At 34.2% G+C, this 23,969-nt stretch carries 31 protein-coding genes; 7 read left to right on the plus strand and 24 right to left on the minus strand.

Features of this window, described 5'->3' with window-relative positions; genetic code table 11:
- Nucleotides 1-102 precede the first annotated feature (102 nt).
- From ACKI3Q_RS10015 to ACKI3Q_RS10045, 7 genes are all read right to left on the minus strand, one after another.
- Nucleotides 103-291 (minus strand): zinc ribbon domain-containing protein, encoded by a 189-nt coding sequence (locus tag ACKI3Q_RS10015; protein ID WP_407416447.1) that lies wholly within the window; start codon nucleotides 289-291, stop codon nucleotides 103-105.
- A complete protein-coding gene (locus tag ACKI3Q_RS10020) occupies nucleotides 288-725 on the minus strand; it encodes an NUDIX hydrolase (protein ID WP_407416448.1) in 438 nt (145 codons plus the stop codon). The genes ACKI3Q_RS10015 and ACKI3Q_RS10020 overlap by 4 nt, the downstream gene beginning before the upstream one ends.
- A 131-nt stretch (nucleotides 726-856) precedes the next feature.
- Nucleotides 857-1,798: a transcription initiation factor IIB gene (locus tag ACKI3Q_RS10025; RefSeq protein WP_407416449.1), complete on the minus strand. Its 942-nt coding sequence runs from the start codon at nucleotides 1,796-1,798 to the stop codon at nucleotides 857-859.
- A gap of 152 nt (nucleotides 1,799-1,950) precedes the next feature.
- The gene (locus tag ACKI3Q_RS10030) at nucleotides 1,951-2,220 is read right to left on the minus strand and encodes an ATP-binding protein (RefSeq protein ID WP_407416450.1); all 270 of its coding nucleotides are present in this window, start codon (nucleotides 2,218-2,220) and stop codon (nucleotides 1,951-1,953) included.
- Nucleotides 2,221-2,311: 91 nt separating this feature from the next.
- Entirely contained in the window at nucleotides 2,312-2,575 is a 264-nt protein-coding gene (locus tag ACKI3Q_RS10035; protein ID WP_407416451.1) for a ferredoxin family protein, read from the minus strand.
- Nucleotides 2,576-2,587: 12 nt separating this feature from the next.
- On the minus strand, nucleotides 2,588-3,235 hold the full coding sequence (locus ACKI3Q_RS10040; protein ID WP_407416452.1) for a hypothetical protein: 648 nt from the start codon (nucleotides 3,233-3,235) through the stop codon (nucleotides 2,588-2,590).
- 84 nt (nucleotides 3,236-3,319) lie between these two features.
- On the minus strand, nucleotides 3,320-3,850 hold the full coding sequence (locus ACKI3Q_RS10045; RefSeq protein ID WP_407416453.1) for a TIGR00730 family Rossman fold protein: 531 nt from the start codon (nucleotides 3,848-3,850) through the stop codon (nucleotides 3,320-3,322).
- Nucleotides 3,851-3,906: 56 nt separating this feature from the next.
- Between ACKI3Q_RS10045 and ACKI3Q_RS10050 the strand changes: the two genes are divergently transcribed.
- On the plus strand, nucleotides 3,907-4,587 hold the full coding sequence (locus tag ACKI3Q_RS10050) for an archaetidylserine synthase (RefSeq protein ID WP_407416454.1): 681 nt from the start codon (nucleotides 3,907-3,909) through the stop codon (nucleotides 4,585-4,587).
- A 3-nt stretch (nucleotides 4,588-4,590) separates the two neighbouring features.
- The gene (locus ACKI3Q_RS10055; RefSeq protein WP_407416455.1) at nucleotides 4,591-5,298 is read left to right on the plus strand and encodes an alpha/beta hydrolase; all 708 of its coding nucleotides are present in this window, start codon (nucleotides 4,591-4,593) and stop codon (nucleotides 5,296-5,298) included.
- Between the two features lie 4 nt (nucleotides 5,299-5,302).
- Here the strand turns inward: ACKI3Q_RS10055 and ACKI3Q_RS10060 are convergent, their stop codons facing one another.
- Both ACKI3Q_RS10060 and ACKI3Q_RS10065 read right to left on the minus strand, forming a co-directional pair.
- Complete coding sequence (locus ACKI3Q_RS10060) at nucleotides 5,303-5,902, minus strand: hypothetical protein (RefSeq protein WP_407416456.1); 600 nt, start codon at nucleotides 5,900-5,902, stop codon at nucleotides 5,303-5,305.
- On the minus strand, nucleotides 5,902-6,402 hold the full coding sequence (locus ACKI3Q_RS10065; protein WP_407416457.1) for a hypothetical protein: 501 nt from the start codon (nucleotides 6,400-6,402) through the stop codon (nucleotides 5,902-5,904). Before ACKI3Q_RS10065 ends, ACKI3Q_RS10060 begins: the two co-directional genes overlap by 1 nt.
- 70 nt (nucleotides 6,403-6,472) lie before the next feature.
- On the opposite strand from ACKI3Q_RS10065, the gene ACKI3Q_RS10070 reads away from it, so the two are divergent.
- The gene (locus ACKI3Q_RS10070; RefSeq protein WP_407416458.1) at nucleotides 6,473-7,105 is read left to right on the plus strand and encodes a stage II sporulation protein M; all 633 of its coding nucleotides are present in this window, start codon (nucleotides 6,473-6,475) and stop codon (nucleotides 7,103-7,105) included.
- 28 nt (nucleotides 7,106-7,133) lie between these two features.
- Here the strand turns inward: ACKI3Q_RS10070 and ACKI3Q_RS10075 are convergent, their stop codons facing one another.
- Nucleotides 7,134-7,910, minus strand: a complete 777-nt coding sequence (locus ACKI3Q_RS10075) for an MIP/aquaporin family protein (protein WP_407416459.1) — start codon at nucleotides 7,908-7,910, stop codon at nucleotides 7,134-7,136.
- A 9-nt stretch (nucleotides 7,911-7,919) separates the two neighbouring features.
- Entirely contained in the window at nucleotides 7,920-9,419 is a 1,500-nt protein-coding gene (locus ACKI3Q_RS10080) for a DUF2193 domain-containing protein (RefSeq protein ID WP_407416460.1), read from the minus strand.
- A gap of 152 nt (nucleotides 9,420-9,571) precedes the next feature.
- Here ACKI3Q_RS10080 and ACKI3Q_RS10085 point away from each other — a divergent pair, with 152 nt between their 5' ends.
- Nucleotides 9,572-10,012 (plus strand): YfcE family phosphodiesterase, encoded by a 441-nt coding sequence (locus tag ACKI3Q_RS10085; RefSeq protein ID WP_407416461.1) that lies wholly within the window; start codon nucleotides 9,572-9,574, stop codon nucleotides 10,010-10,012.
- Here ACKI3Q_RS10085 and ACKI3Q_RS10090 read toward each other — a convergent pair.
- From ACKI3Q_RS10090 to ACKI3Q_RS10100, 3 genes are all read right to left on the minus strand, one after another.
- Nucleotides 10,006-10,956 carry a malate dehydrogenase gene (locus ACKI3Q_RS10090; RefSeq protein ID WP_407416462.1) on the minus strand — a complete coding sequence of 317 codons (951 nt, stop codon included), beginning with the start codon at nucleotides 10,954-10,956 and terminating at the stop codon, nucleotides 10,006-10,008. The two genes, ACKI3Q_RS10085 and ACKI3Q_RS10090, sit on opposite strands and share 7 nt — an antisense overlap.
- 177 nt (nucleotides 10,957-11,133) lie before the next feature.
- Nucleotides 11,134-11,901, minus strand: a complete 768-nt coding sequence (locus ACKI3Q_RS10095; RefSeq protein ID WP_407416463.1) for an alpha/beta hydrolase-fold protein — start codon at nucleotides 11,899-11,901, stop codon at nucleotides 11,134-11,136.
- Nucleotides 11,902-12,215: 314 nt separating this feature from the next.
- Nucleotides 12,216-12,860, minus strand: a complete 645-nt coding sequence (locus ACKI3Q_RS10100; protein ID WP_407416464.1) for a stage II sporulation protein M — start codon at nucleotides 12,858-12,860, stop codon at nucleotides 12,216-12,218.
- Between the two features lie 57 nt (nucleotides 12,861-12,917).
- Between ACKI3Q_RS10100 and ACKI3Q_RS10105 the strand changes: the two genes are divergently transcribed.
- Entirely contained in the window at nucleotides 12,918-13,838 is a 921-nt protein-coding gene (locus ACKI3Q_RS10105) for a manganese-dependent inorganic pyrophosphatase (protein WP_407416465.1), read from the plus strand.
- A gap of 33 nt (nucleotides 13,839-13,871) precedes the next feature.
- Here ACKI3Q_RS10105 and ACKI3Q_RS10110 read toward each other — a convergent pair whose 3' ends face one another.
- Complete coding sequence (locus tag ACKI3Q_RS10110; RefSeq protein WP_407416466.1) at nucleotides 13,872-14,513, minus strand: hypothetical protein; 642 nt, start codon at nucleotides 14,511-14,513, stop codon at nucleotides 13,872-13,874.
- Nucleotides 14,514-14,615: 102 nt separating this feature from the next.
- Between ACKI3Q_RS10110 and ACKI3Q_RS10115 the strand changes: the two genes are divergently transcribed.
- The gene (locus ACKI3Q_RS10115; protein ID WP_407416467.1) at nucleotides 14,616-15,311 is read left to right on the plus strand and encodes a hypothetical protein; all 696 of its coding nucleotides are present in this window, start codon (nucleotides 14,616-14,618) and stop codon (nucleotides 15,309-15,311) included.
- A gap of 107 nt (nucleotides 15,312-15,418) precedes the next feature.
- Nucleotides 15,419-16,129, plus strand: coding sequence for a thymidylate synthase (locus ACKI3Q_RS10120; RefSeq protein ID WP_407416468.1), 711 nt, complete (start codon nucleotides 15,419-15,421; stop codon nucleotides 16,127-16,129).
- A gap of 30 nt (nucleotides 16,130-16,159) precedes the next feature.
- On the opposite strand, the gene cca is transcribed toward ACKI3Q_RS10120, so the two are convergent.
- The 9 genes from cca to ACKI3Q_RS10165 all read right to left on the minus strand — a co-directional run bounded on the left by cca (nucleotide 16,160) and on the right by ACKI3Q_RS10165 (nucleotide 23,753).
- Nucleotides 16,160-17,527, minus strand: coding sequence for a CCA tRNA nucleotidyltransferase (gene cca, locus ACKI3Q_RS10125; protein ID WP_407416469.1), 1,368 nt, complete (start codon nucleotides 17,525-17,527; stop codon nucleotides 16,160-16,162).
- Between the two features lie 4 nt (nucleotides 17,528-17,531).
- A complete protein-coding gene (thpR, locus tag ACKI3Q_RS10130) occupies nucleotides 17,532-18,089 on the minus strand; it encodes an RNA 2',3'-cyclic phosphodiesterase (RefSeq protein ID WP_407416470.1) in 558 nt (185 codons plus the stop codon).
- Between the two features lie 9 nt (nucleotides 18,090-18,098).
- Complete coding sequence (locus ACKI3Q_RS10135; protein WP_407416471.1) at nucleotides 18,099-19,229, minus strand: 3-dehydroquinate synthase II; 1,131 nt, start codon at nucleotides 19,227-19,229, stop codon at nucleotides 18,099-18,101.
- 9 nt (nucleotides 19,230-19,238) lie between these two features.
- Nucleotides 19,239-20,033 (minus strand): 2-amino-3,7-dideoxy-D-threo-hept-6-ulosonate synthase, encoded by a 795-nt coding sequence (locus ACKI3Q_RS10140; protein ID WP_407416477.1) that lies wholly within the window; start codon nucleotides 20,031-20,033, stop codon nucleotides 19,239-19,241.
- A 91-nt stretch (nucleotides 20,034-20,124) separates the two neighbouring features.
- Nucleotides 20,125-20,640, minus strand: a complete 516-nt coding sequence (locus ACKI3Q_RS10145; protein WP_407416472.1) for an SAM-dependent methyltransferase — start codon at nucleotides 20,638-20,640, stop codon at nucleotides 20,125-20,127.
- Nucleotides 20,637-21,476 (minus strand): pantoate kinase, encoded by an 840-nt coding sequence (locus ACKI3Q_RS10150; protein WP_407416473.1) that lies wholly within the window; start codon nucleotides 21,474-21,476, stop codon nucleotides 20,637-20,639. The genes ACKI3Q_RS10145 and ACKI3Q_RS10150 overlap by 4 nt, the downstream gene beginning before the upstream one ends.
- A 39-nt stretch (nucleotides 21,477-21,515) precedes the next feature.
- Nucleotides 21,516-21,917 (minus strand): cupin domain-containing protein, encoded by a 402-nt coding sequence (locus tag ACKI3Q_RS10155; protein WP_407416474.1) that lies wholly within the window; start codon nucleotides 21,915-21,917, stop codon nucleotides 21,516-21,518.
- Nucleotides 21,917-22,426, minus strand: coding sequence for a flavodoxin (locus ACKI3Q_RS10160; protein WP_407416475.1), 510 nt, complete (start codon nucleotides 22,424-22,426; stop codon nucleotides 21,917-21,919). Before ACKI3Q_RS10160 ends, ACKI3Q_RS10155 begins: the two co-directional genes overlap by 1 nt.
- Nucleotides 22,427-22,529: 103 nt before the next feature.
- Nucleotides 22,530-23,753, minus strand: a complete 1,224-nt coding sequence (locus ACKI3Q_RS10165) for an FprA family A-type flavoprotein (protein ID WP_407416476.1) — start codon at nucleotides 23,751-23,753, stop codon at nucleotides 22,530-22,532.
- Between the last annotated feature and the right edge of the window lie 216 nt (nucleotides 23,754-23,969).

Here is a 23,969-nt window from a genome sequence, read left to right on the forward strand (position 1 = left end):
ATAGTATATAAAATTAAAGGAAAAATAAGTAAAATAAAATTAAAAAAATAGTGACTTCGTGTCACACTCTCAAAAAAAAATAAAAAAAATGTAACTATTCATCTAATAGAAATTATCTTCTCTTTTAATCTCAGCCCCGCAAAACATACAAGTCGTATCATAAGCATCGATTAAAAATACTCTATGGCAGTTTGGACATTCATATTCTTCATCATCACCAAAATATGCTCCGCAACTCGGACATACCGGATCTCCCTCATCTACCCAGCTTCCGCAACTTGGACAAATCATAATTTTCCCCCTAATTTAACTTCATCAAATGAGTTCATTGCCGCTTTTGAAAGGAGTTTCCTGTCAATCAATTCCTTCAATTCTTCAGGAGTAAACCATCTGTAGTCATCGTGTTCTGCACTGATTTTAACTTCATCGCTATCAGATGACACTCTCATAATCAGCTGAACTGATTTTATTTTTTCATTGGTTTTGCATGCAGTATATTCATTTTGAATAACATTATACAATGAATCAATATTTATTTCAAGACCGGTTTCTTCCATAAATTCCCTTTTTAATGCCTGGTCAAAAAATTCGCCTTTTTTAACCTTTCCTCCAGGAATTTCCCATTTTTCTGCATCATGACTAGATTTTGACCTTACTTTTAAAAGTAAAATCCTACCTTCAAATTCACAGATTCCTCTTGCCGTTAAACCCCACATATCGCTCATATTACCTCACTAATAATAACTTTTTAATTAATTATTTATATTCTTTCTCAATGTTAATTCAACATATTTCATGAAAACAGGACTGTCAAAATGTTTAGTTCGGAATCTCTTTTTTGTACACATCCATTTTTTTAAATCAAAGCCAAATTTAAGTTTTCAGACAACTCTTTATAACGGTTTCTTAGAGTTACTTCCGTTACTCCGGCAACTTCAGCAATATCCCTTTGGCTTTTCCTTTCATTAACCATCAATGATGCTATATATAAGGCAGCTGCGGCTATTCCATTCGGTCCTTTTCCATTGGCCAATCCTCTGTTTTTGGATTGTTCAGCAATTTTAATGGCCTTTGCCTGTGATTTACCTGATAATTCCAATTCCGTTGCAAATCTTGGAATGTAATCTGAAGGTGAAGGCGGAGTTAACTTGATTTTAAGCTCCCGCGCCAATGATCTTTGAATTCTGGCAATCTGTTTTTTGCTTGCACTGGATTCTACTGCTATTTCAGCCAATGTTCTTGGAATGTTGCACTGTCTGCATGCAATGTATATTGAAGCTGAAACGACACCTTCTACAGTTCTTCCTATAATCAACCTATTTTCCAAGGCTTTCCTATATATTAAAGATGCATTTTCACGAACATCATTTGGCAAGCCCATACTGGAGCATTTATTGTTAATTTGAGTTAATGCAAAAGCTAAACTGCGATCTCTTGAGCCGGAAACCCTAAGTTTTTTGTTCCATTTTCTCATACGGTAATATTTAGCAACATTTTTAGAAGATATGTTATTATTTTTCCAGTCAATATCTGCACCTAAACCGAAATCATGAATTCCATTTCTTAGTGGTGCTCCGGTACGTGCTCTGGAATTACGCTGTTCAGGATTGAATGCTCTCCATTCTGGACCATGGTCTATAATATTTTCATCTATTACAAGACCGCAACGTTTGCATGTTAACTCTGCTCTTGAGCTATTGTAATCCAAATCTGTTGAATTACATTCGGGACAAATATTTTCCGGCATATGGTTAATATCTTCTTCAGTGCTTTTTTTCAGTGATCTTTTATTTTTCATTAAAATACCTCCATGAAAAAAAGTTCGTACAAAAACAGTTACAAATAATTTAATAATATTTTATCCACAACATATAGACAGAGATGTTAGTATTACAAATTTAATTAAAAAGAATTGCAAAAATAAGTAAAAATAAAAAAAAGCAGTTAATTTCAAACTACTTTTAATGCATTAGCAGAACATACTCTAACACATTGAAGACAAAGATTACATCTATTTGGATATAATGTCCATATCTTACATTTTTTATCGATGTAAATTGCATGTCTTCTGCATTCAAATTCACATTTCTTACACAAATTACATTTTTTTCCATCAGCTTCAATTTCACCGCGTTGCCTTGTAAAACTTGAACCTAAAAAGTTAAATATTTCATAAGGAAGGCCACCAACATTATGACCCGCATCACGTCTCGCTCTCATTAATTACTATCTCCAGGAAAATTTAATATTATTTTTAACACTCATAGTATAAATATTTAGGCATTCCTAAAAATTAGAAAAAGTAAAAAAATTAATTTACAACAATGCAATCATTGGGACAAATTGCTTCACAAACCTTGCAACGCTTACAAGTCAAAGGACTTCTGACTACCGTATCATCCCCTTCCTTCATCAAAACATTGTTAGGACAAGCTATAACACATTTTTCACAATCCGCACCTTTGCAATTGTCACTATTAATATCAATGTGTGATTCAACAATTTCTTCCTGCTTATCTTTATTTCTCTTAAAAAATGAACCTAAACCCATAATAATCATTCTATTAAAAGCCATTAATAACTCTTTTTAATATCCCTGAGATTCCAAATACACATCAATATCATCATAATCCCCATAGTCATAGTGGTCATAATACCAGTCAGGGTCATTGCGGGCAATAGTATAAGGAGAATCATCAACTCCCCTGTAATGACTTGAAGAAGAGGATGTAGGATAAGACTCATGATAATTAACATCAGACCTGCTTAATCCCAAAATGCCGTAAAGCAAATCACTTAAATCATAAGGATGGGCATTATTATCCAGTATTATTCCATATATCATCTTATTTTGAGGATTATATTGCAGATAATATAATGCAAACATATGATTCTGATTGAATATTCTTCCATAGTCATAAGCAATAGCCTTTGTATCGTTTATTTGAATGCCCATCTCATCAGGAGATGCCTTCCAAACTATTGCATATCCTTTTTTACCTCCATAATCAACATAACTGATATTTCGTGCATGAATCCATTTCAAAACTTTTATGTCGGATGATGGAACCTGCACCTCGCCATCAGCTATATTTTTGCTGTTATATTCCAGAGCTTTTTCGATATGGGCTACCAAATAGCCATCTCCTCCAATGTCTATTGTAACATTATCGTCAAAGCCTGCAACACTTGGCGGGGAATTAGAATTAGATATTGCACCAATCAAAATACTCACAACAATCAATAGAGCAAAGATTATCAGAATTATTTTAAAAACATTTTTCAAGTCATTCATTAATTATAATATGTGTACAAGTTATTAATATATTAACTGAAATATATCGTCTATCGAGTCTGCAACGTCAAAAATATCCAGGGCACCTTCACGAATCAATCCGTCATCATGCATTTCATCAAGAATTGAAATCAAATCATCATAGAAATTGTCAATATTAAAAATAATAATCTTTTTGGAGTGCCTATGCAAATATTTCAAAGTCAAAACTTCAAATAATTCATCCAAAGTTCCGAATCCACCAGGACAGATGACAAAAACATCAGATTTTTCCAGAAATAATTTTTTTCTCTCATCCATGGAACTTGTTTTAATCAATTGGGAACAGTTTTTAAATTCATCATCAAATTCCATAATCCAATCGGGGAAAATAGCCAAAATTTCACCACCATTATCAAAAACACCTGATGCAACGGCACCCATCATTCCATCGTTTCCGCCGCCAAAAACCAGACTATGGCCCTTTTCAGCAATTGCAAGACCTAACTTATAGCCCACATCAGTATACTTTTTTGGTGTTTTCTTATTTCCTGACCCATACATACAAATTTTCATAAATATAACTTTTAATACACTAATTATATAAAATAATACAGTCAAATATTAACATAATGAATACTGAAATACAAGAGTTTATTGCAATATCTGACATAGTATCTTTGATGAACATGACATGTGGATTTTTATCAGCAGTCTTATCCATAAACCATAATTTCTACTTATCAGCTATTTTTATGATATTTTCACTGATTTTTGATTCATGTGATGGTTTTGTTGCCCGTAAAACCAATAGAGAAGATGAACATGGATTCGGTAAAAATATTGATTCATTATCAGACATAGTTTCATTCGGTATTGCACCAGCAATATTTTTATATACTTTTAGCTTAGCCAATGCCAGCTATCTTATTGTTCCGACAATTTTTGTTTCTTTATTCATCGTTATATGTGGAGTTTTAAGGTTAACCCGATACAATGTAATATCCGATAAGGTTGAAGGTTTTATCGGTTTTCCGATTCCGGGAATCGCCATAGTTATAGCTTCATTTTACATAAGCGGACTGTTCAACATATACATTGCATTAATATTGGCAGTTATAATTTCAATAGCTATGGTATGCAATAAATCCTACGATAGATTCAACAATCTATACCTTTTGGTTTTAAATGGCATCTGCCTGTTGTTTATTATTTTGCAAGTCCCATTATACATCGGCTCCACAAATGTTTGCGCATTAATTGTCCTTTTGACATCTCTGGGATATTTATTTATAAATTTAATTTCAGGTTAAACTATGAAAAAAAGATATATAGCCATAATTGTTATTTTGTTATTAGTTGTTGGATACTTCATATATTATGTTAATGACTATTATCATGCGGATGAGACAAGCTTAAGCTATATCAATGGAAGCGGAAATGTCAGTGCCAGCAAAGTCGATAATGGTCTTTTCATTGACGGTCCGGGAAATGATACTGCATTGATTTTTTATCCTGGAGCCAAAATAGAATATATTTCATATTTGCCTTTGATGAATAATCTGGCGGAAAATGGTGTCGATGCATATCTTGTAGAAATGCCTTTCAATCTGGCATTTTTAGGAACAGACTCTGCGAATGAAATAATTAAAAGTACAAACTACACACGTTACATTATGGCGGGACACTCATTGGGAGGTTCCATGGCAGCAAAATATGCTTCAAATCATAATGTTGACGGACTAGTGCTTCTTGCGGCTTATCCTTCAGAAAAAGTTAACGTTCCTGTTTTATCAGTCTACGGATCAAACGACAAAATATTAAATTTGAAAACTTACAATGAATCCAAAACATTAATGGGCAACAATTTTACAGAACACATAATTGATGGGGCAAATCATTGCCAATTTGCCAATTTTGGAGTCATGTCTGGCGATGGAAATGCTACAATCAATTCTACACAGCAGCAAAAACAGACAGTTGATGCAATAATTGATTTTATCAACGGAATTAAAAAGAATTAAACAATCAATATCTGGTTAATTCATTTAACTTCATCAGTATTCTAGACAATATGAAAGCAAAAACTAAAATACCAACTAACCATAAAACAGTCATGAAAACTGGCTGTTCATAAACTTTCAAAAAAGGATATGGACCTACAAGGACCCTTAAAATATTCAGACTGATTAGTACGATGGCATAGACTATTGTAAAATACAAAGACCTCACATTATTCCTTAAAGAATTCTCTAAATCAATTTCTTCAAAGAATATGAATGATATTAAAACGATTAACGGACACACTATATGCATTAAAAAATTGGGACCATCCAAAAACATCAATTGAAAATTAAAGTTATACATAGGATATAAGACAAAGATGACTACCAGAAATGTTATCAGCAGTGATAATGCAGAGGAATATTTGGCTAATTTAACAACTTTTGGAATGTTTTTTCTTGTATATAAATACAAAACAGCAGCTATTAAAGCAAAAATATTGGAATCAATAGTGTAATACCTAAAATCAATACTTCCAAAATCATGGTAACATTGTATTAATGCAATGACCTCCAATATGACCAAAAGAACATTTAAGACAATCCCTACATTATATTTATCCATCAATAACCCTCTCCGTCATAATTTTTCGGATTGTCATATATCTCTTCATCCCAATAGTTATCATAGATATATTCATCCGCCCTTAAACTATCACCGTAGTTATGATTATCATAATAAGTATATGGAGATCCGCGATTATTGCTGCCAGATGTCATTGATATAGTTTTTGTCAATGATGATGGATTGTATTTATTATTCCCCTTAAATTCGACATGAAGTGTATAATCTCCCTTAGTGCTTCCAAGATAAAATGTATTCTGCCCATTTTTGTTAAGTGATTTTGAAGGCATATTTCTTACGCTACCGTTAGGCTTTGTTATCTTAATCGAAAACTTTACATTCGGAACAGGATTATTGTTTGAGTCCTTTAATGATATTATTGCAGAATAACCAGAAGAATCCTTTTCTATTTCAAAATGAGTATCCTCTTTAGCAGATACGAATGACATTCCTACAATGAATATCAATAAGCATAGGAATAACAGGAATATCTTTTTCATGTTAATATGTTATGTATAAATGCAATATATAAGTTTAACTTTATATATCATAACAACATTAAATTAAGCAATGAACATTAAAAGTGAAATCAAGGAAGCATACGTCGAAAACAAAAAAATATTTGCCATATTGCTCATTATTTTTATCGCAGGATTTGTTTTAGGCTGCATCTTTGCCGATGATATAGCATCCGTTTTAATGCCAATGCTTAAGGAGGCCATGGGTGCAGAAGGCCTATCATCAGTTGATGCATTTGATATAATATTCCATAATGTATTCACAGCCGTTCTAGTCTTTTTTGGTTCAATAATATTTGGAATCTATGCAATACTTTCAATATTCGTTAACGGCTTCGTAGTAGGATTCATGGCAGGACATACAATCAAAACAACATACGCCCTTATAATGTATCTGGCACTGATTCTTCCACACGGAATATTTGAAATTCCTGCATTCTTTTCCAGTTGTACAGCAGGAATTCTGTTGTTTCTATTTATATTCAGACTCATTAAAGACATGATTAAAAAAAATACATTTTCACAAAGCTATGAAAACAACAAAAAAAATCTGAAACACGCAATCATCCTCCTATTAATTGCTATTGTGCTATTTTTAATAGCTGGACTGATAGAAGGTTTCATAACACCACATATAGGCAATATCATTAGCCAGCAACTGGGCGGACCGGATATCTTAAAATAAAAAAAATAAAAGAGTATTTAAAATACTCTTATTCATCAAAAAACGGTTGAGGCAATGCACATGCATCATTGCCCTTAGCAATATAATTGTAAATTAATGCGGCTAAAATACCTCCCACGACAGGTCCTATGAGATAAATCGGGAAGTATGGCCAGAAATTGGTTCCTCCAAGTAACAGGTCCATCAAATATGGTCCGAATGTACGTGCAGGATTGATTGAAGCTCCTGTAAAAGCTCCTAAAACTACAATTACAGCAGTTACAGTCATACCGATTGATAAACCTGCAAAACCAGGTTCCGCTTTTTTATCAACAGCAACACCCATAACAACCAAGACCAAAAAGAATGTTCCTAAAAACTCGGCAAACATAGCTTGCCAGTATCCGACACCTAAACCTGGGGCTGTAGCACCTAATCCTCCAATAGTTACGGCTGCACTTCCCAGGCATAAGAATAATGCTAAACTGCCAAGGCAAGCGCCGATGACCTGTGCCACAATATAGTAAATACTGTCAATAAGAGATATGTTTTTGCTAACAAGCAGTCCAACCGTTACTGCTGGGTTCAAGTGTGCACCGGATATTTTACCGAAGAGATAAATACAGGCCATTACAGTTAAACCAAATGCAAGAGCTATTGCAATCCAGTCACCCAAACCGCCTAAAATACCAATTCCAGCTTTTCCAGGATTTAAACTATCTGAAATCAATAAGGTCACGACAGCAGATCCCGTTCCAAAAAAGACCAGGAAAAAAGTTCCAAGCAATTCAGCCAGAAACTTTTTTTCAATATTACAAGAAGCCATTTAAGTCACCTAAACTGCTTCTCTCCATTGGCAATATTCATGTTTACCGTCAACCAGTGTTGCGGAAGCACAGTTTTTACATCCTTTAACCGGTGAACCAGGAATATCCTTATTGAGTGCAATAATATTGGTCATCATTGTAGCTGTAATCGGTTCGGATGTAAGCAAACATGGATAATCGGCCAATCTCATAAGTGATGAGAATCTGACTGTTATTGCACATGCCGGATATGTGTATCTTTGAGGGTTCATGATTATTTCATTCTCGGCAATTGGACTTAAATCAACTGCTAAACCATTGATTTTTGGCACAAAGTCAATTTTTTCACTGCTTCTTGCTTTTCTTGCATCACTGATAGCCAAAAATCCTCTGTAAATCATGTCCATGAAGTCACAGTTATGCAATTCAGCTGCTGCTCCTCTGGTCGGATATTGCTGTACATAGTTGTGGAATCTTTTATTAAATAGATCAACAACCATCGGTGCATTAAATCCATCCAGTTCCAAAATGTATTCAGTTGCACATGCAGATGAACCTGTTGCAAGTTTCAATACTTCTGAAGGAGATTTGTAATTATCGAGATTGCTTCTTAAGCTAGCGTCAATCACTTCAGCCGTAGCTTTAATAATATTTAAAGTCACATCATCCTTTACCATATTATAGCTTGCCTGACCGATGTGGTGACCGATATCTCCAACACAGTAAGCGGGAACAGTTACAATATTACCGTAATGGACTTCATCATCAATAGCTGCTTTAACTACTGATTCCATTTCCTTTTTATATCCGTTCATGTATTTTCTCACATCGAATGAGGAATGATTTGCATCATCCATCAATGTTCCCTGTGCTTCAATAGGTTCGCGATAAACCATTTGCAATGTTTCAATCTCTTTTTGTGTAGCTTCAGCAGCGGTTAAACCATCTTCTATAGCATTTGCAAATGCATCCCCTACACCATAGGATGTGTTCATACCCCATGACTTAGCAGACAATATTGCTTGTTTGTGCATTAGTGGAAGGTCCAATTTTGCTAAAATCTGATTAACAACATTGCTCGTACTTCCAGGCATTAATGCAAAGTCAACCACACATGTTGGCCCATAAAATCCACCGTATCTTCTAATGGATTCCTTAGAAATTAACGCTTCATTGTCTGCAATAGCTTCAATGAATTTGGATACACTGTCTGCAAATTCCTTATCCTCTTCACATAAAATTTCCAATACCGGCGGTGTCTGGTAGTGTTCAATGAATGGATCATCTTCCGGACGGATGGTTTTGGCAACGGAAGTTAATACTTTGTAGTGACTTTCAACAGATTTTTTGTGTAAGTTAATAACACTTTCTGCCTGATTGTCTATGGCTTTCATATTAGTTACTGCATCAGCATACGGCTTAGCATCAGTAACCTTAAAATCGTTATATCTGTTTTCAGATATTACCTCAATATCTGCTCTTTGAGCAGCCATTGATTCATTAATCATTTTTTCATATAATTCTTTCATTTTATCAGCCTCAGATTCTATGAAAAATTCAACTGCTTTTACAAATGTTAAAAAAAATAACAAAATCCCCAAGATAATAAAAGTATTACCTTATTTAATAATTTAAGAACAGATTATATAAATCTATTGCAACATAGTTGTAAATGATTACTATGATTATCGGACTGATTTCAGACACACACATTTCACCAAAAAAAGGAAAGCTTAATGAAAGAATATTTGAAATATTTGAAAATGCTGATTTGATACTTCATGCAGGAGATATCACTTCACAAAAGGTACTGGATGAATTATCTCAAATTGCACCAGTTACAGCAGTCTTGGGAAACAAGGATAAATTGGATTTGAACAAATACGAAATAATTGAGGTCAATGAAAACAGGATTATTCTTCTTCATGGACATCAGACTGATGACCTGTATGAATTTGGCGTTAAGAATGATGCGGATATTGTTGTAAGCGGACATACCCACACTCCAAATTTTGAAAAGGTCAATGACATATATCTGATTAATCCTGGAAGAGCATCAAAATCAGTAGCAATTTTAAAGATAGAAAAAGAAATAGAAGTTAATTTTTTTGAAATTCAATAGTTAAGATTATTTTTAACCTCTTCTGTAGCCCGTCTTACAATTTCGGCTGCATCTTTAAACTTGTTTTCTTCATAATCATTCATATGAATCGGAACAATCATTGCAACTCCTTTTTTGGATAAAACTACAGGAACACCTAAAGAAACACCCTGAACACCAGCAATTTCGCCATTCAAATAAGAGCTGACTGTCAAAATTTTATGGCTGTCAGTGATAATGGTTGAAATTATATTTGAAATGGCAAATGCAGGACCGTATTCAGTTGCACCTTTTTTAGAGATGATAGTATTTCCGGCTTTTCTGAGACGATTAATAAGTCTGGGAATATCCATATCCACAGACTGTACAAAATATTTCAATGGAATACCCCCGATAGTGGTAGAACTTAACAGAGGAACCATATGATCTCCATGTTCACCTATAACCCTTGTGTGGACTTCTGAACTGTTAATGTCTATCTGATTTGCAAAATATGCTTTAAGCCTTAAGGAATCCAAGTGGTTTCCAATTCCAATGACTTTGCTTTTCTTAAATCCTGATGCTTCAAGAGCTATTGTCGTCATGACATCAACTGGATTGGTTGCAATCAGTATAATGGAATCCGGAGCATAAATTGCGATTTTTTCTGCATAGTTTCTGACAATTTCCGCATTCGGAATGGCCAAATCCATTCTGGTCATTCCTTCCTTTCTCGGAGTTCCGGCTGAAATCAGTACAATATTGGAATTTTTAATATCTTCAAAATTTGTTGAAGGAGTTAATCTACAGTCAATATCTTCCGCTGCCAGTGCATCATACATGTCAAAGGATTCACCTTTAGCCTTTTCAATACTTCCTTCTCTGGCAAATAACACTATTTCATCTACTGTATCCGCCCTTGCCAAGGTGAATGCTACATTTTTTCCGATTACACCGGTTGAACCTAAAATACTTACTTTTACCATAGTTATATTTTGGTTTTTGATATAAAAATAATTTTCTAACTTTGAAAAAATATTGAACAAAAAACTGTAATCAAAATATTCCTTAATTATTTTATAATTTAATAAATTAAATCTACATCTCATCAAATTATCCGAAGAATATTAAGAGAAAATAGTTTTAAAAAAAATGGAAATTGACTATTTATGTTGTTTAAATAGCCAATTTCTAACCGAATCAAGTTTATATGCATAATCAAAAGAAGACATATGTTCACTTGAGCCCATAGGATTATCAGAAGAATTTGTTGTAACAGTACCTGATTTAAAAGATATGAAATTTATGTTGTTATTCTGATTTAACATTTCATTTACTTTATCATTATTATCCTTTGATTGGGCATCTAAATCTTCTAGAATGCCATATTTTACATTTTTTGAATTCAACATTTCAATGACTTCTTTTTGACCAGCAGATGCTTTATCATCCCCGTTTGAAACAATATAAATAAATTTTTGTGAATCTAACTTGTCAAGTTCATTAATGTCCCATTGACATGAAACAAACAGTTCTGCTGCAAACAAATTGGGATATGTACTTGCCAGATAAAGCATGGTCATACCACCCATAGACTGGCCAGTACCATAGATTTTATTTGTATCAACAGAATAAGTGGATGAGACGTTGTCTATTAGGTTTTTGGTTGCATTTAAATAATCCGTTTTAACATATCCGTTCATATCATCTATTATTACTTCACTATATGTTGGAACTAGGACGATACATTCATTTTGAGTATCATTAGCCCATATTACTCCACCATATCCCTGTTTCAAAGAATCAGATGCTTCTTTACCTGTTAAACTTGAATCTGCAATAAATACAACAAGAGGATATTTTTTTGGAAGGATTGTAATTATCCGGCAAGTAAATATTATATGGGATTTCCAGGTTGGTCTGAGAATCATTAAATGTATTCTGTACATATTTACTTTCAACATTATTTAAAATACTGTCTAAATTTGAATCGGCACTGTAAACCGTGCAAAACAACAGAAACATTGAAATAATGCTTAGAGCAAAGATAATTTTTTTACTCATAATTATATAACAGAATATTATTTAATATATTATTTTATACAACATTACATTTTGAATATTTAATCTGGAAAATGCAAAACTCTTCCAAATCATAATAAGTTTTTGTTTGACTGCCTAAAGCAGATTTTATCAAACAATTAATACGGAGAAATTTTAATTTTATTTATCTTGAATTATTTCACTACAAAACTGCAGCGATGAAATTTCCGAAAGGTATGCTGACGTACTCCTCCAAAACACCGGCAATTATCATGATGACAAAAGCAAGAACAAATATGGCCAATGACTGATAGAGCATCCTTTTATTTATTCTGAGAGAGTTTCTGATTTTTCCTTCAGCCAATTGTTGGGAAGGATTGAAAAAATCTTTAATTGTCCTTACAATGAAATAGAATAGCAAAAATCCGGCAAAACTATTTAAAATAGTAGCTAAATCTTCAAAAAATCCATGAAGACATGTCAGTTTAATAAACAGGAAGGGGTCGCCACATGCAAGTTCAGTAGCTCTTGTAGTAATGCCCGACAATCCGATGTTAAGGGTCATGTCATATATGGGCCCATAACATAGAAATACTGATTCCAGATAGCTCTGCACATTGATATAACAGTTAATGAAAATAATCTCCATCATGTCATCAAATGAAAATAAGGTTTGCTGAGAAAGATATTCAAAATCCACCAATTCCTCAGGAGTGAATATGATATCTGCTATAAAATACCCTCCAATCCAGCAAAATACTGCAAATAATAAAGTAATAAGAAACAAATACTTATGCTCAACAAAAGCACTTTTTACATATTCGTAATAAGTATTGAAAAATGACATTATTTATTAGTTTATAATTACATATTATAAATATGTATAAAAATTCAAAGTGATAATATGAATAAAACTTATATTTTCGGACACAAAAGTCCAGATACTGATACAATCACATCCAGTCTGGTGATGTGTGAATTGGAAAAACAGCTTGGAAATGAAAATGCTGTTGCATGCAGATTAGGTAACATCAACAAAGAAACAGAATTTGTTTTAAACTATTTGGATATTGAAGCTCCTGAACTAATCGAATCATTGGATGAAGGCAGCGATGTTATTTTGGTAGACCACAACAGCCCTTCCGAATCCGTTGACAATTTGGAAAACATGAACATCAAGAAAGTAGTGGATCACCACAAACTCGCTCTTGAAACATCCTATCCATTATTCTACAGAGCAGAAGCTGTAGGATGTACAGAAACAATATTATGCAAATTATTTAATGAAAACAATATTGAAATTCAACCAAAAATTGCTCATTTAATGCTGTCTGCAATTATCTCCGATACATTACTCCTTAAATCACCGACCACAACTGACGATGACAGGAAAGCTGTGGAATACTTGGCTGAAATTGCTGGTGTTGACTATGAGGAGTACGGTTTGGAAATGCTAAAAGCAGGTACTGACCTTTCAAGTTTCTCCATTGATGAGATTTTGGCTCTCGATGCAAAGCAAATTGATTTCAAGGATGTCAAATCTATTGTAAATCAGGTCAATACAGCCAGCATCCCTGATGTTTTAGCTATGAAAGATGATCTTGAAGCAGGTATTGAAAAAATCATTGAAAAAGAGGATTTGGATTTATTCATGCTTTTAATAACCGATATCGTTAACAGCAATTCACAAGTAATTGTTTTAGGTAAGGATGCTGCTTTAGTAGAAAAAGCTTACGGAGTCAAACTGGAAGACAACACTGCCCTTTTGGAAGGAGTAGTTTCACGTAAAAAACAAGTCGTTCCTATAATGACTGAAAATGCTTAAGTGAGTTTCAAAAACTCACAAACATTTCTTTTTTTAAAATAATTTTTCAAACAAATCATCATTGCTTTTATAGAAAGTCAGATAGTCCATTATCATAGGGGGTGCCTGAAGAACTGACACGGCATTTTTCATGGAAAGATATACAGTTTCAGCACCGTTTTCTATGGCGATTCTCAAAATATCAGGCAAATTTAGAAAACTTTCATCATCAAGTATACATGCATTTGATGGAATCGCTTCATCATTATTCAAACTTTCAATTGCTGCAAGCAACGGCACTTTAAATTGAGTAGTCATACCACTACCTGTCAAATTATCAAGTGTTATTTCATAATTTATGTCATCAAAATTATTCCTGATTTCATTTTCGATTTGTGAAGGAGAAACCTTAAGCCCATCGGATTTTTTAATGGATAACTTGTAAATATCAATCTGATTGTCCTGACTGTTGGCCACAAAGAGAACTTCACCTTCAGACAATTCTTCATCAGCGAAAAATTCACCCACTTCCTTTACAGGAGTTTCATCCTCTTCTTCTGGTAATTCAATCTCTTCCTGTGAATTTGCATCCCCTTCAGAGCCGTTTAACTCTTTAAGCAAATCAATAATTTCATCATTCTGTTTAACAATTCTTTCGTTAAGTTTGATTAGCTTATCCAATTTTTCTTCACTCATCAAATCGCCCACACAAAAAATTTATACTTAATATATGTTCAATTAAATATAAGTATTTTAAAAAGAAAAATCAAAATTGAAAGTATAAGCGGAGATTTAAAAATGGATAAAAAAGTAAAAATTGTCATAATTGCAATATTACTAGCTGTAATCTGTTCAATTTTTCTTTATGGCAATAATCAACACAATACTTTTAACCAAACTGCAGACCATTGGGAAAATGACTATGGAACGGTGGACAAGTATATTCTTGGAAATAATAATTCAAGTACGGAAATGGTTCTAATTGCAGGTATTCATCCGAGGGAAAAATTAGCTATTGAACCTGAAATCGAAGCTGCAAGACAATTTGCATCAAATCATGACGTTAGGTTTATAGTTTATCATGTGAAGGTAACGAACAACCCGACAGATTATCAGGCAAGCCGTGAACAGGGCGAAAGTCTGGTACATGATTTTATTGTTCCCGACATCAGCAATACCCATGCACAATCAGTAATCATCAGTCATTCACATGTAAAAGGTTATGGTGAAGGATTTTACCTGGCTACGCCCGAAATGGACAAAGCATCTGTTGACATTGCCAGCAAAATAGCAAAATCAAGTGATTTCAATTACTTCCCAAGAAACGTTTCAAAGCCTGTTGAAGCGACATCTGCAATACTCGTTTCAAATCCGATAGCCCAGGCAGGTTATCCTACATTCGTTTATGAAATACCTGAAGACATTACAGATCATGACTCAACAAACAAGGCTATTGAACTCTTTGACTTGATGTATAATATAGTTAAAAAATAGAAATGCAATGGTCCGGCCATTACATTTTATTTCTTATTTTTTAAAAAACACTAAATTTTAATAATTCAAAAAACAAATATAAAGATACTATAAAGGGATTGTTTAAAATGTTAAGTATTAATCAATGTTATTTGGATTTCGTTAATAAAATTCTAAAAGAAGGAAAGGAAACTTATAAGGACAGCAACCATCATTTAAAGGAAAGTTTAGGAAACTTCTATATAATAGATGACCCTCTAGACTTGAAATTCAGGGCAAAATATCAAAACTACACCACAGACATGATGCTTTCAGACATCAAATCAGGAAGGTTTGACATTGAAGGCTGTCCAATTAAAAGCGATGCGCTATATGAATACGTTAGGTCAGTTGAAGACCCTGAAATTATCAACAACACCCAGGGATTCGTATACACATATCCTAATCGTATCTTTGCACATTTCGATGTGGATCAGTTTGAAAGCATGAAAAAAAGAATTCTTACTGCAACCGGATCAAACCGTGCAGTAGCGGTAACAATAAACCCTATAGAGGATGCTGAAGAGGAAGACATTCCATGTTTGCAATTCCTGCAATGCCTTGTACGTGACAATGAATTAACAATCCACTGTATATTCAGAAGCAATGACATTTTCGGAGCATTCTATTCAAACATGTTCTTCATTGCTTATCTCGGAATAAAAATGAAAGACGAAGTCAATGAACAGATAGTGGGTGAAAAACTGAACTTTGGAGGAGTCCATTACCACTCCACATCAGGCCATATCTATAATACTGACTTAAAAGCAGCCCGTAAATTAATAGCTAGCAACAAATAGCTATTAAACTTTCTTTTTTTTAAAAAAAAATTAGCGTTTTATATGTTGATTTGGATTTAAAAAATCATCTAAAAAGACCAGTAACTCATCATCATTAACCATATCTTCTAAAGTAATAAACTCGTAAGTATCCAAAATAGGTTTGGTTAAGTTTTTACCTACCTTAATGCGCAAAATATATTCTTCAGTAAGCAGATGTTCAATGAAATCATGTGGAGTTGTAAATTCCCTTTCAACATTTGAAACCATAACATCATCTATAAGATAACAGTTTTCCAATCCGAATTTCTCAATGAAATTATCGCAGGCCTGCTTATAGTAAACTCTAGGTCCTTCATGGACTTTAACATTATTCAATTTGGATACTGCCAATTCAAGCAATATTATTGCACAGGATTCTTCATCTGTCCAGTAATCGTTCTGAAAAACCAGAAAATCATTTTTATTCAATATTTTTCTTAAGGAATCAGATGTCTTTTTAATTTGAGGGTGTAGAGTATCTAGAGGTATTTCCGGAATATCAAATTTTATGGCTATAATATTGCTTTCACGACTTTTAAATTCATTTAGAATACTGTCTTTATCCAGTTTTTTATTTAACTGGACGAAATACTGTTCTTTTTTATTGGAATTCAGGTAATTGCGGGCGGACTGTATGAACTGTGAAAACTTGTCTAATCTTAAAGCCGCACCAACATTTCTGTTCTTATCTGTAGGATCTATACAGATTAATGGATCCTTAAAGTTTTTGGCTGTACCATATTCCATTAAATCAATGACGTGACCAAATTTCCATTCACTAGCTTCTTTTAGAGTATTTTCAAAAGTTCCGTATTGTATTATCAGCAATTCGCATAAATAACCTGCAAATCCTCCAACCTTAAATTCAGAACCGTAAGTTCCTGTCATGTCCATGAATCTTTTCAAAAGAAGGACTTCCTCATTTTGACCTTCAGCCAAATTGGCCTGAACATATTTGGTATGTAAAATAGTCCTGTCTACTGCAGACTTGAGCTGACTTCCGTCATCTATCCTATAGCATGGGACAAAATCAACATCAAATCCTTCAATTTCAGTCGTGACATAAGGATGGGATGCAAACTGATGATAAGGAGTTGCTTTGAATGCATCACAACATTGATGAGCCAAATCAAGGCCACTCTGTTTTAAATCATTCTTATCAGTGGTTAATGGAAAAGCCATAAAAATATCAATGTCTGATTTGCCTCTCAGATATGTCTTTTTGGCAACGGAACCTACAAGAACAGCTTCTGCATCGATATTATCAAGATAACATTTATCATTTAAAAATTTCAGAAGCTTTTCAGAAACTTCCCTGACTTTATCTTTTTCTTCTGGTGTTGGTTTTATTTCTTCCAAAATTAGCTTATAATCCATTAAATCACAGTTTAAATTCTATTAAGTCTTCATATATTGGTCCTGCAGGGGTTAAAGTACTTTTCTTTAATACTATACTTATGACATCCATTGAACCTATTTCAACATTTTCAAATGATTCTATAGTACTTTTAACTTTATTTTTACCCTTTGCTGACCTCATGCGCCCGATTGTCAGGTGTGATGAGAATTTTTTGTCCAAATCAAAGCCCAAAGAATTGAACTGCTTATCCAGTTTATCGTGCAATTCCTTCAGGACTTGGTCTTCATCAAGACCTACCCAGATTACCTTTATGCGATTCTTGTTTGGAAAGGCTCCACAGCCCTTTATTTTAATGTCAAATGAATTGAAATTCTTTACCACATTTTCTATTTTTTCAGCAAGAACATCTATTCCTTCAGTATCGATATCCCCGAAGAATTTCAATGTGAAATGCAGATTCTGCAAATCAACATATTTGATATTTGCATCGATTTTCTTAAATTCACGAATAATCTTATTTATTTTAGGCTTTAAATCATCATCCAGGTCAATTGCAAGAAATGCTCTGATTTGTGACATCAATATTCCTCATTGTTCTATAATTGTTTCGTCAATAGCTATACCAAAGTGTCTTGCACTTTTTTCAATGTATACTTTTACCTTATCTCCAGGCTTTGCATCAGCTACGGATAAAGGTTTGTTATCGCCATCGACAATTCTTATTGTTTCTGCATTTTGCAGTAATGTTCTGATTGTTTTGCCTTCATATTCAGCTTCAATCAATATCAATGGTCTTCTCTCGATTTTGCTTCTTCCGACATATGCTGTACGGGTTTCACCTTCAGTATTTACAATCAATACTTCATCTCCTGCAACAAGTTCAGATAAATATCTTGTTTTGTTTCCAGGAACCATTACATATGCCTGTACCGGGCCGGCGTTAACTCTGAACGGTCTTGAAGCTACATATTCACTTTCCAATGATTCTGAGTGAACCAAAAATAGGGATTTTGAATAGGATCCGATTAACATTCCTTCTCCAGGCACCATCATGTCAGTAGTGTCGATACATACCCTGTCGCCTGAACCTAAGGATTTGACATTGGTGATTGTAGCTGTTTTCAATTCATATTTGACTTTGGATGCATCATCAACTTCCTGTGCAATTTCCTTAATCTGTGCAAAGTCATTTGCTTCAAATATTACACCATCAGTACCATGTTCCAAAGTCTCTAAAGCTAATTTTGAACCATCCTTATCGGCTACTGCAGCGATGATATTTACATCCACTTTTTGAAGGTCAGCTATAATATTTTCCAATGGAATTACTGTCCAATCAGTTCCCACAAGGATAATATAATCAACGATTGGTCCTAATTTTACTGCCAGTTGTTCATGTAATTTGTCAGTGATTTTGATGTATGCACAAACAGTTTTACCTTCTCCTTTAGCTTTTTTGGCATCGGCCAAATCTTTGGAGTCAGATAAATTTTCACTTAAATCAATTGCCCCGTCTCCTTCACCATCTATTCCAACAAGATAGATGTCAGCATCTTCTTCGGTAGAAATAATGTTTACGTTTCCTAGCTTGCGAATTTTATCGCCATATTCCAAATCCAGGACATAACTGATTCCTGATTCAAGTGCAGTCGTTATCATTTCTTTTCTATCATCCCATGGGAGGTCCGGAGTCATTATCCAAGCGAATTTATTTTGCATTAAATCACCTTATTCTAAGAATTTTAAAGCTTCTTCTACATCTAAATCATGATGGACTACTTCTGAAATAGCCCTTGTAATTTTTCCAGGATTTTCAGCTTGGAAAAGATTACGTCCAAATGCTACACCTGCTCCGCCAACACTTAAAGAATCCTTTACCATAGTCAACAATTCTTCATCGGTGTCTACTTTTGGTCCTCCTGCAATAACTACAGGCACAAGTGCACCTTCAACAACTTCTTTAAATGAGTCAGGGTCACCGGTATAATTTGTTTTTACGATGTCTACTCCCAATTCTGAACCTACACGAGCAGCATGTTTTACAAATTCCACATCCATTTCATTTTCCACTTTTTGACCACGTGGGTACATCATTGCCAAAAGAGGAATGCCCCAGTAGTCACAGGTTTCAGCTATTCCTCCTAACTCCTGCAACATTTCACTTTCGGTAGCGCTTCCAAGGTTTACATGGACTGAAACTGCATCTGCACCTAACTGGATTGCCTTTTCGACTGATGTTACAGTTACCTTATTGTTTGGGTCTGGTGCAAGGGAAGTACTTGCTGATAAGTGTACAATAAGACCGATATCCTTACCGTATCCTCTGTGACCTCTTTGAACAATTCCTTTGTGCATTAAAATTGCATCTGCTCCTCCTTGGGAAATTTCTTCAACAGTATCATCAATATTGATTATTCCTTTAATAGGTCCGCTTGAAACACCATGATCCATTGGTGCAATAACTGTTCTGCCGGTATTCCTATTAAAAATCCTTTCTAAACGAATTTTTTTACCAATCATTATATTACCTTCTATAAAAAATAACATTATATACTATATTTGTGATGTTATATATAGTTTGATTGTCAATTTTTGTACTTTATTAGTTAAAATATTATTTTTTTGGCATAGGTGTCCATAAATCAAATTCTTTAATTTGGGGCGGAATGCCACTGTCCTTATATGAATCCAGAAATCCATCTACAGATTTATAATCGCCAGCAACTTCAGAAATTGAATTATAAAATTCCACCAAACCTCTATTTCTAATAATGGTGTATTTTGGTTTGAATGTAGATGACCATATATAAAACACCTTAAAAACAGTGTCCGGATGATATCCCCCACCCAGATCAATAGCTAGAATGTCACATTTTTGAATTAACTTAAAAACTTCCGATAACGTATCATGAAGCCTTACATCTGCATTGATGAAGGTTAAATCAAGTTTATCCATTTCATTTTTTGCTTCAGGAGAATTATCGATAGCTATCAGGTCAACATCATTTTCCAAAATGACTTTTGAAGTGTTGCCTGTATGGCATCCGAGCTCTATTACAGTATCTCCATCATTTATAACTTCCCGGATTTGCCTTCTGTAATCATTGACATCATAGCATAATTTTATCATGGTTGCCCCTTTGTGTATAGTTTATCTATATTCATCCCTTCAATGTTTAATTCTTTTAAGATACTTTCATTATATGCAAAGGCAAATACTGTATTTCCAAGCATTGCCATGGAAGCACCTAAAATATCATCACAGGAATTAAAATAATTGACTAAAGATTTGACCTCACTTGTCATTAGTTTTGTATTTTGGGAAAACTCCAGGGAAAGTTTTAAAAAGCTGTCAACAGAGGAATCCTTACCAAATTTCTCCAGACATTCATGACCATTGGCGGAAATTATCCTTTTATGTTCAGGATCCCGAATAATTGAAGCCGTATCAATCTCTCCAAAAAATTTGGTGGCCACATATAAATCCTCTTCAAAGGATTTGATTTTACCGACTCCCGGAGCACCTGGCAGAGTCCTAAAAACCAGTCCGGAACCAGTCTGTGCTATAACATCACCTAAGCCCCCACCCAGTGAAACTTCAGCCTTATGGGCAATCTGGCCACATTCATTATCCGAATATCCGCAGTCAAAAAATTCATTTAAAGCCAACGATAAGCTTAAAGCGGAAGCGGCTGATGTTCCAAAGCCCGCTCCGATGGGAAACTGAATGTCCTGAGTTATTTCAAAGGCATCATCAATTTCAAAATACTTTAATACTTCATTTATTACAATATCTGAACCCTGATTGAAGTTTATATTAAATTCGGAGGAATCACTTAACGTAGTTTTGACTCCCCTGTCAAGTAAAAATCCGGCACCGCAAGATCCATTTTTCAGAGGATCCTCATTGTTTTCTATGCTGAAAAACCCCGTAATATGTGCAGGTATAAAAACAGAAGTACTCATAATAAAAAATATGGTGGTGATTAATAATAAATTTGTTCATTACAGGGAAGAATATTCTTCATCGGAAACTTCTTCACACCATTCATTTTGACAATTAACACCCGGAACTTCAACGGCAATGTGTGTGAATTCACTGTCTTTGCTTGCCCCATGCCAATGCTTTACATTTGGAGGAATGGATACAACATCACCAGGCTTTAATTTTTGAGCGGTTTTGCCTTCTTCCTGATACCATCCTTCACCTTTTGTTACAAGCAAAATTTGACCGCCATTTTCATCTGCATGATGTATATGCCAGTTATTTCTACATCCTGGCTCAAAAGTGACATTTGCAACCATCACTTCACCGACCTGAGCCAAAATATTTAGATAACTATCTCCAATGAAAAATTCACCAAAAGGATTTGCTTCACCTTTTCCAAAAATAATATCTTCAGACATTATTCGCCCACCCAATGAGCTACACTGTCTCTTGCATCATAAACATTGGCTCCGGGAATGGATAATCCATTTTTAATGTCTGCACCTTCACAGAGTTTATCCAAATCCCTTTGAGAAGATCCGAATCCTGATCCTTCATGAGTAACAAAGGGCTTTACTGTTTTTCCAGTGAAGTCCAACTGTTCCAGCTGAGTCCACATAGGCATTGGAAGAGTCCCCCACCAGTTGGGAAAACCTATGAAAATTGTGTCATATTCACTGATATCTGTTAATGCATCTTTGATTTCAGGCCTTGCATCATCATCTTTTTCCTTTTGGGCAACATCAATGCACTTCATATAATCTGCAGGATATTCATTTACCGGTTCTACCTTAAATAAATCGGCTGAAGCCTCATCCCGAATGTATTCTGCAATAACTTCAGTATTTCCTTTTTCTATGTTTTTCAATACTCCGCCAAAGTAGTTTTCACCTGCACGGGAAAAATAAATCACTAAACTTTTTGACATTTATAATCACCTTTAACTCTAAACATATATCTGAGTCAAATAGTATATAAATGTTGCGATACACAACAATTAATTTATTGAAAAAAATAATAGAATAATAAAATTATTCTTTAATAGATTTAGCCAGCTCTACACCTTTGTTAAATGCTTCTTGTAAAACATCTTCATCCGGAACAAAAGTGACATCCAATGTATCAGTAACATTAAATCCGGCAGCTTCCAAATCAGTTTGGAGTTTTTTGACAGCTCCTCCACCCCAACCTTTTGATGAAAAGATTAAAGCATTTTTATTGCTGGTGGTTCCTGCGAAGTTAACGCAATCAAGCCAGTACATCATATTACCAATACGAGGGAAAGGCTTGTTCATCATGGTAGGAGCACCTAATGCAATAGCCTTACTGTCAAGGATATCTGTGATAACATCATCCGGGCCATCATGCTGCATAAAGTACATTGCAACATCAACGCCCTCACTGGCAATGCCTTCTGCAATTTGGAAAGCTAATTTTTCAGTTGAATGGTGCATTGTATCATAAATAACAGTGATCTTATCCTTACATACACCTGAACCCCATTTAGCATATAAATCTACAATAAAACCAGGGTTTTTCCAGATTTGACCATGACAAGGAGCAATCATTTTGATTTGGTCTACGATTCCGTTATCGGTCAATTCCTGCAATTTCATCCTAAGCATTGGAGAGCCTAAAGTTACAAGGTTTGCATAATACTTTTGAGCTTCTTTTTCTAAGATATCCAAAGAGTAATCTTCATCAAATCTTTTTGAATGACAGACATGCTGACCGAATGCATCATTTGAGAATAGAATACCCTCTTCCACTAAAAATGTAAACATGCTGTCTGGCCAGTGCAACATTGGAGCGGAAACAAATGCGAGAGTTCTTCCACCAATATCCAATTCATCCCCAGTCTGAACAGTATTGATTTCCAAGTCTCCGAAATTGTGATATTGCTGTTCTAAAAATTTTGCACAGTTAGGAGAAGCATAGATTTCAGCTTCAGGATTATATTTATCAATTGTTTCTCTCAAATGCGTGGAATGGTCCATTTCAGAGTGGTTTTGTACAAATACATCAATTTTAATGTCTTTTCCTTCTTGGTCAAATGCATCTTCGATTCTTGCATATAATTGATTGTCTAATCCGCCATATACATTGTCAATCAAAACGGTTTTTTCTTCCCCAAATACTAAGTATGCATTGTAGGTAGTTCCTGGAATTCCATATCCGTGGAAAGTTCTGCTGTTCCAATGAAGAGCACCAACCCAGTAAACACCTTCTGCAATTTTTGCGGCTTTAGCTTTCATAATAAATATCTCCTAAAAAATTTCAGTTAATAAAGAATATATCTTTATTTCTATATAAAATTAAGTTTAAAAAAAAGAGTCTGTAAAATTTTATAGGCCTATTTGATTTTTAGATGTTTTTCAGTCCAATTTTTCATTTGATAGTCTAAAAATGTTAGAATTCCATTTTTAGTTTTGTATAATTTCTTTATTATTTCTGGATTGGTTTGTCTGTAG

The organism is Methanobrevibacter sp. (genome assembly GCF_045636185.1).
Taxonomy (GTDB): Archaea; Methanobacteriota; Methanobacteria; order Methanobacteriales; family Methanobacteriaceae; genus Methanocatella.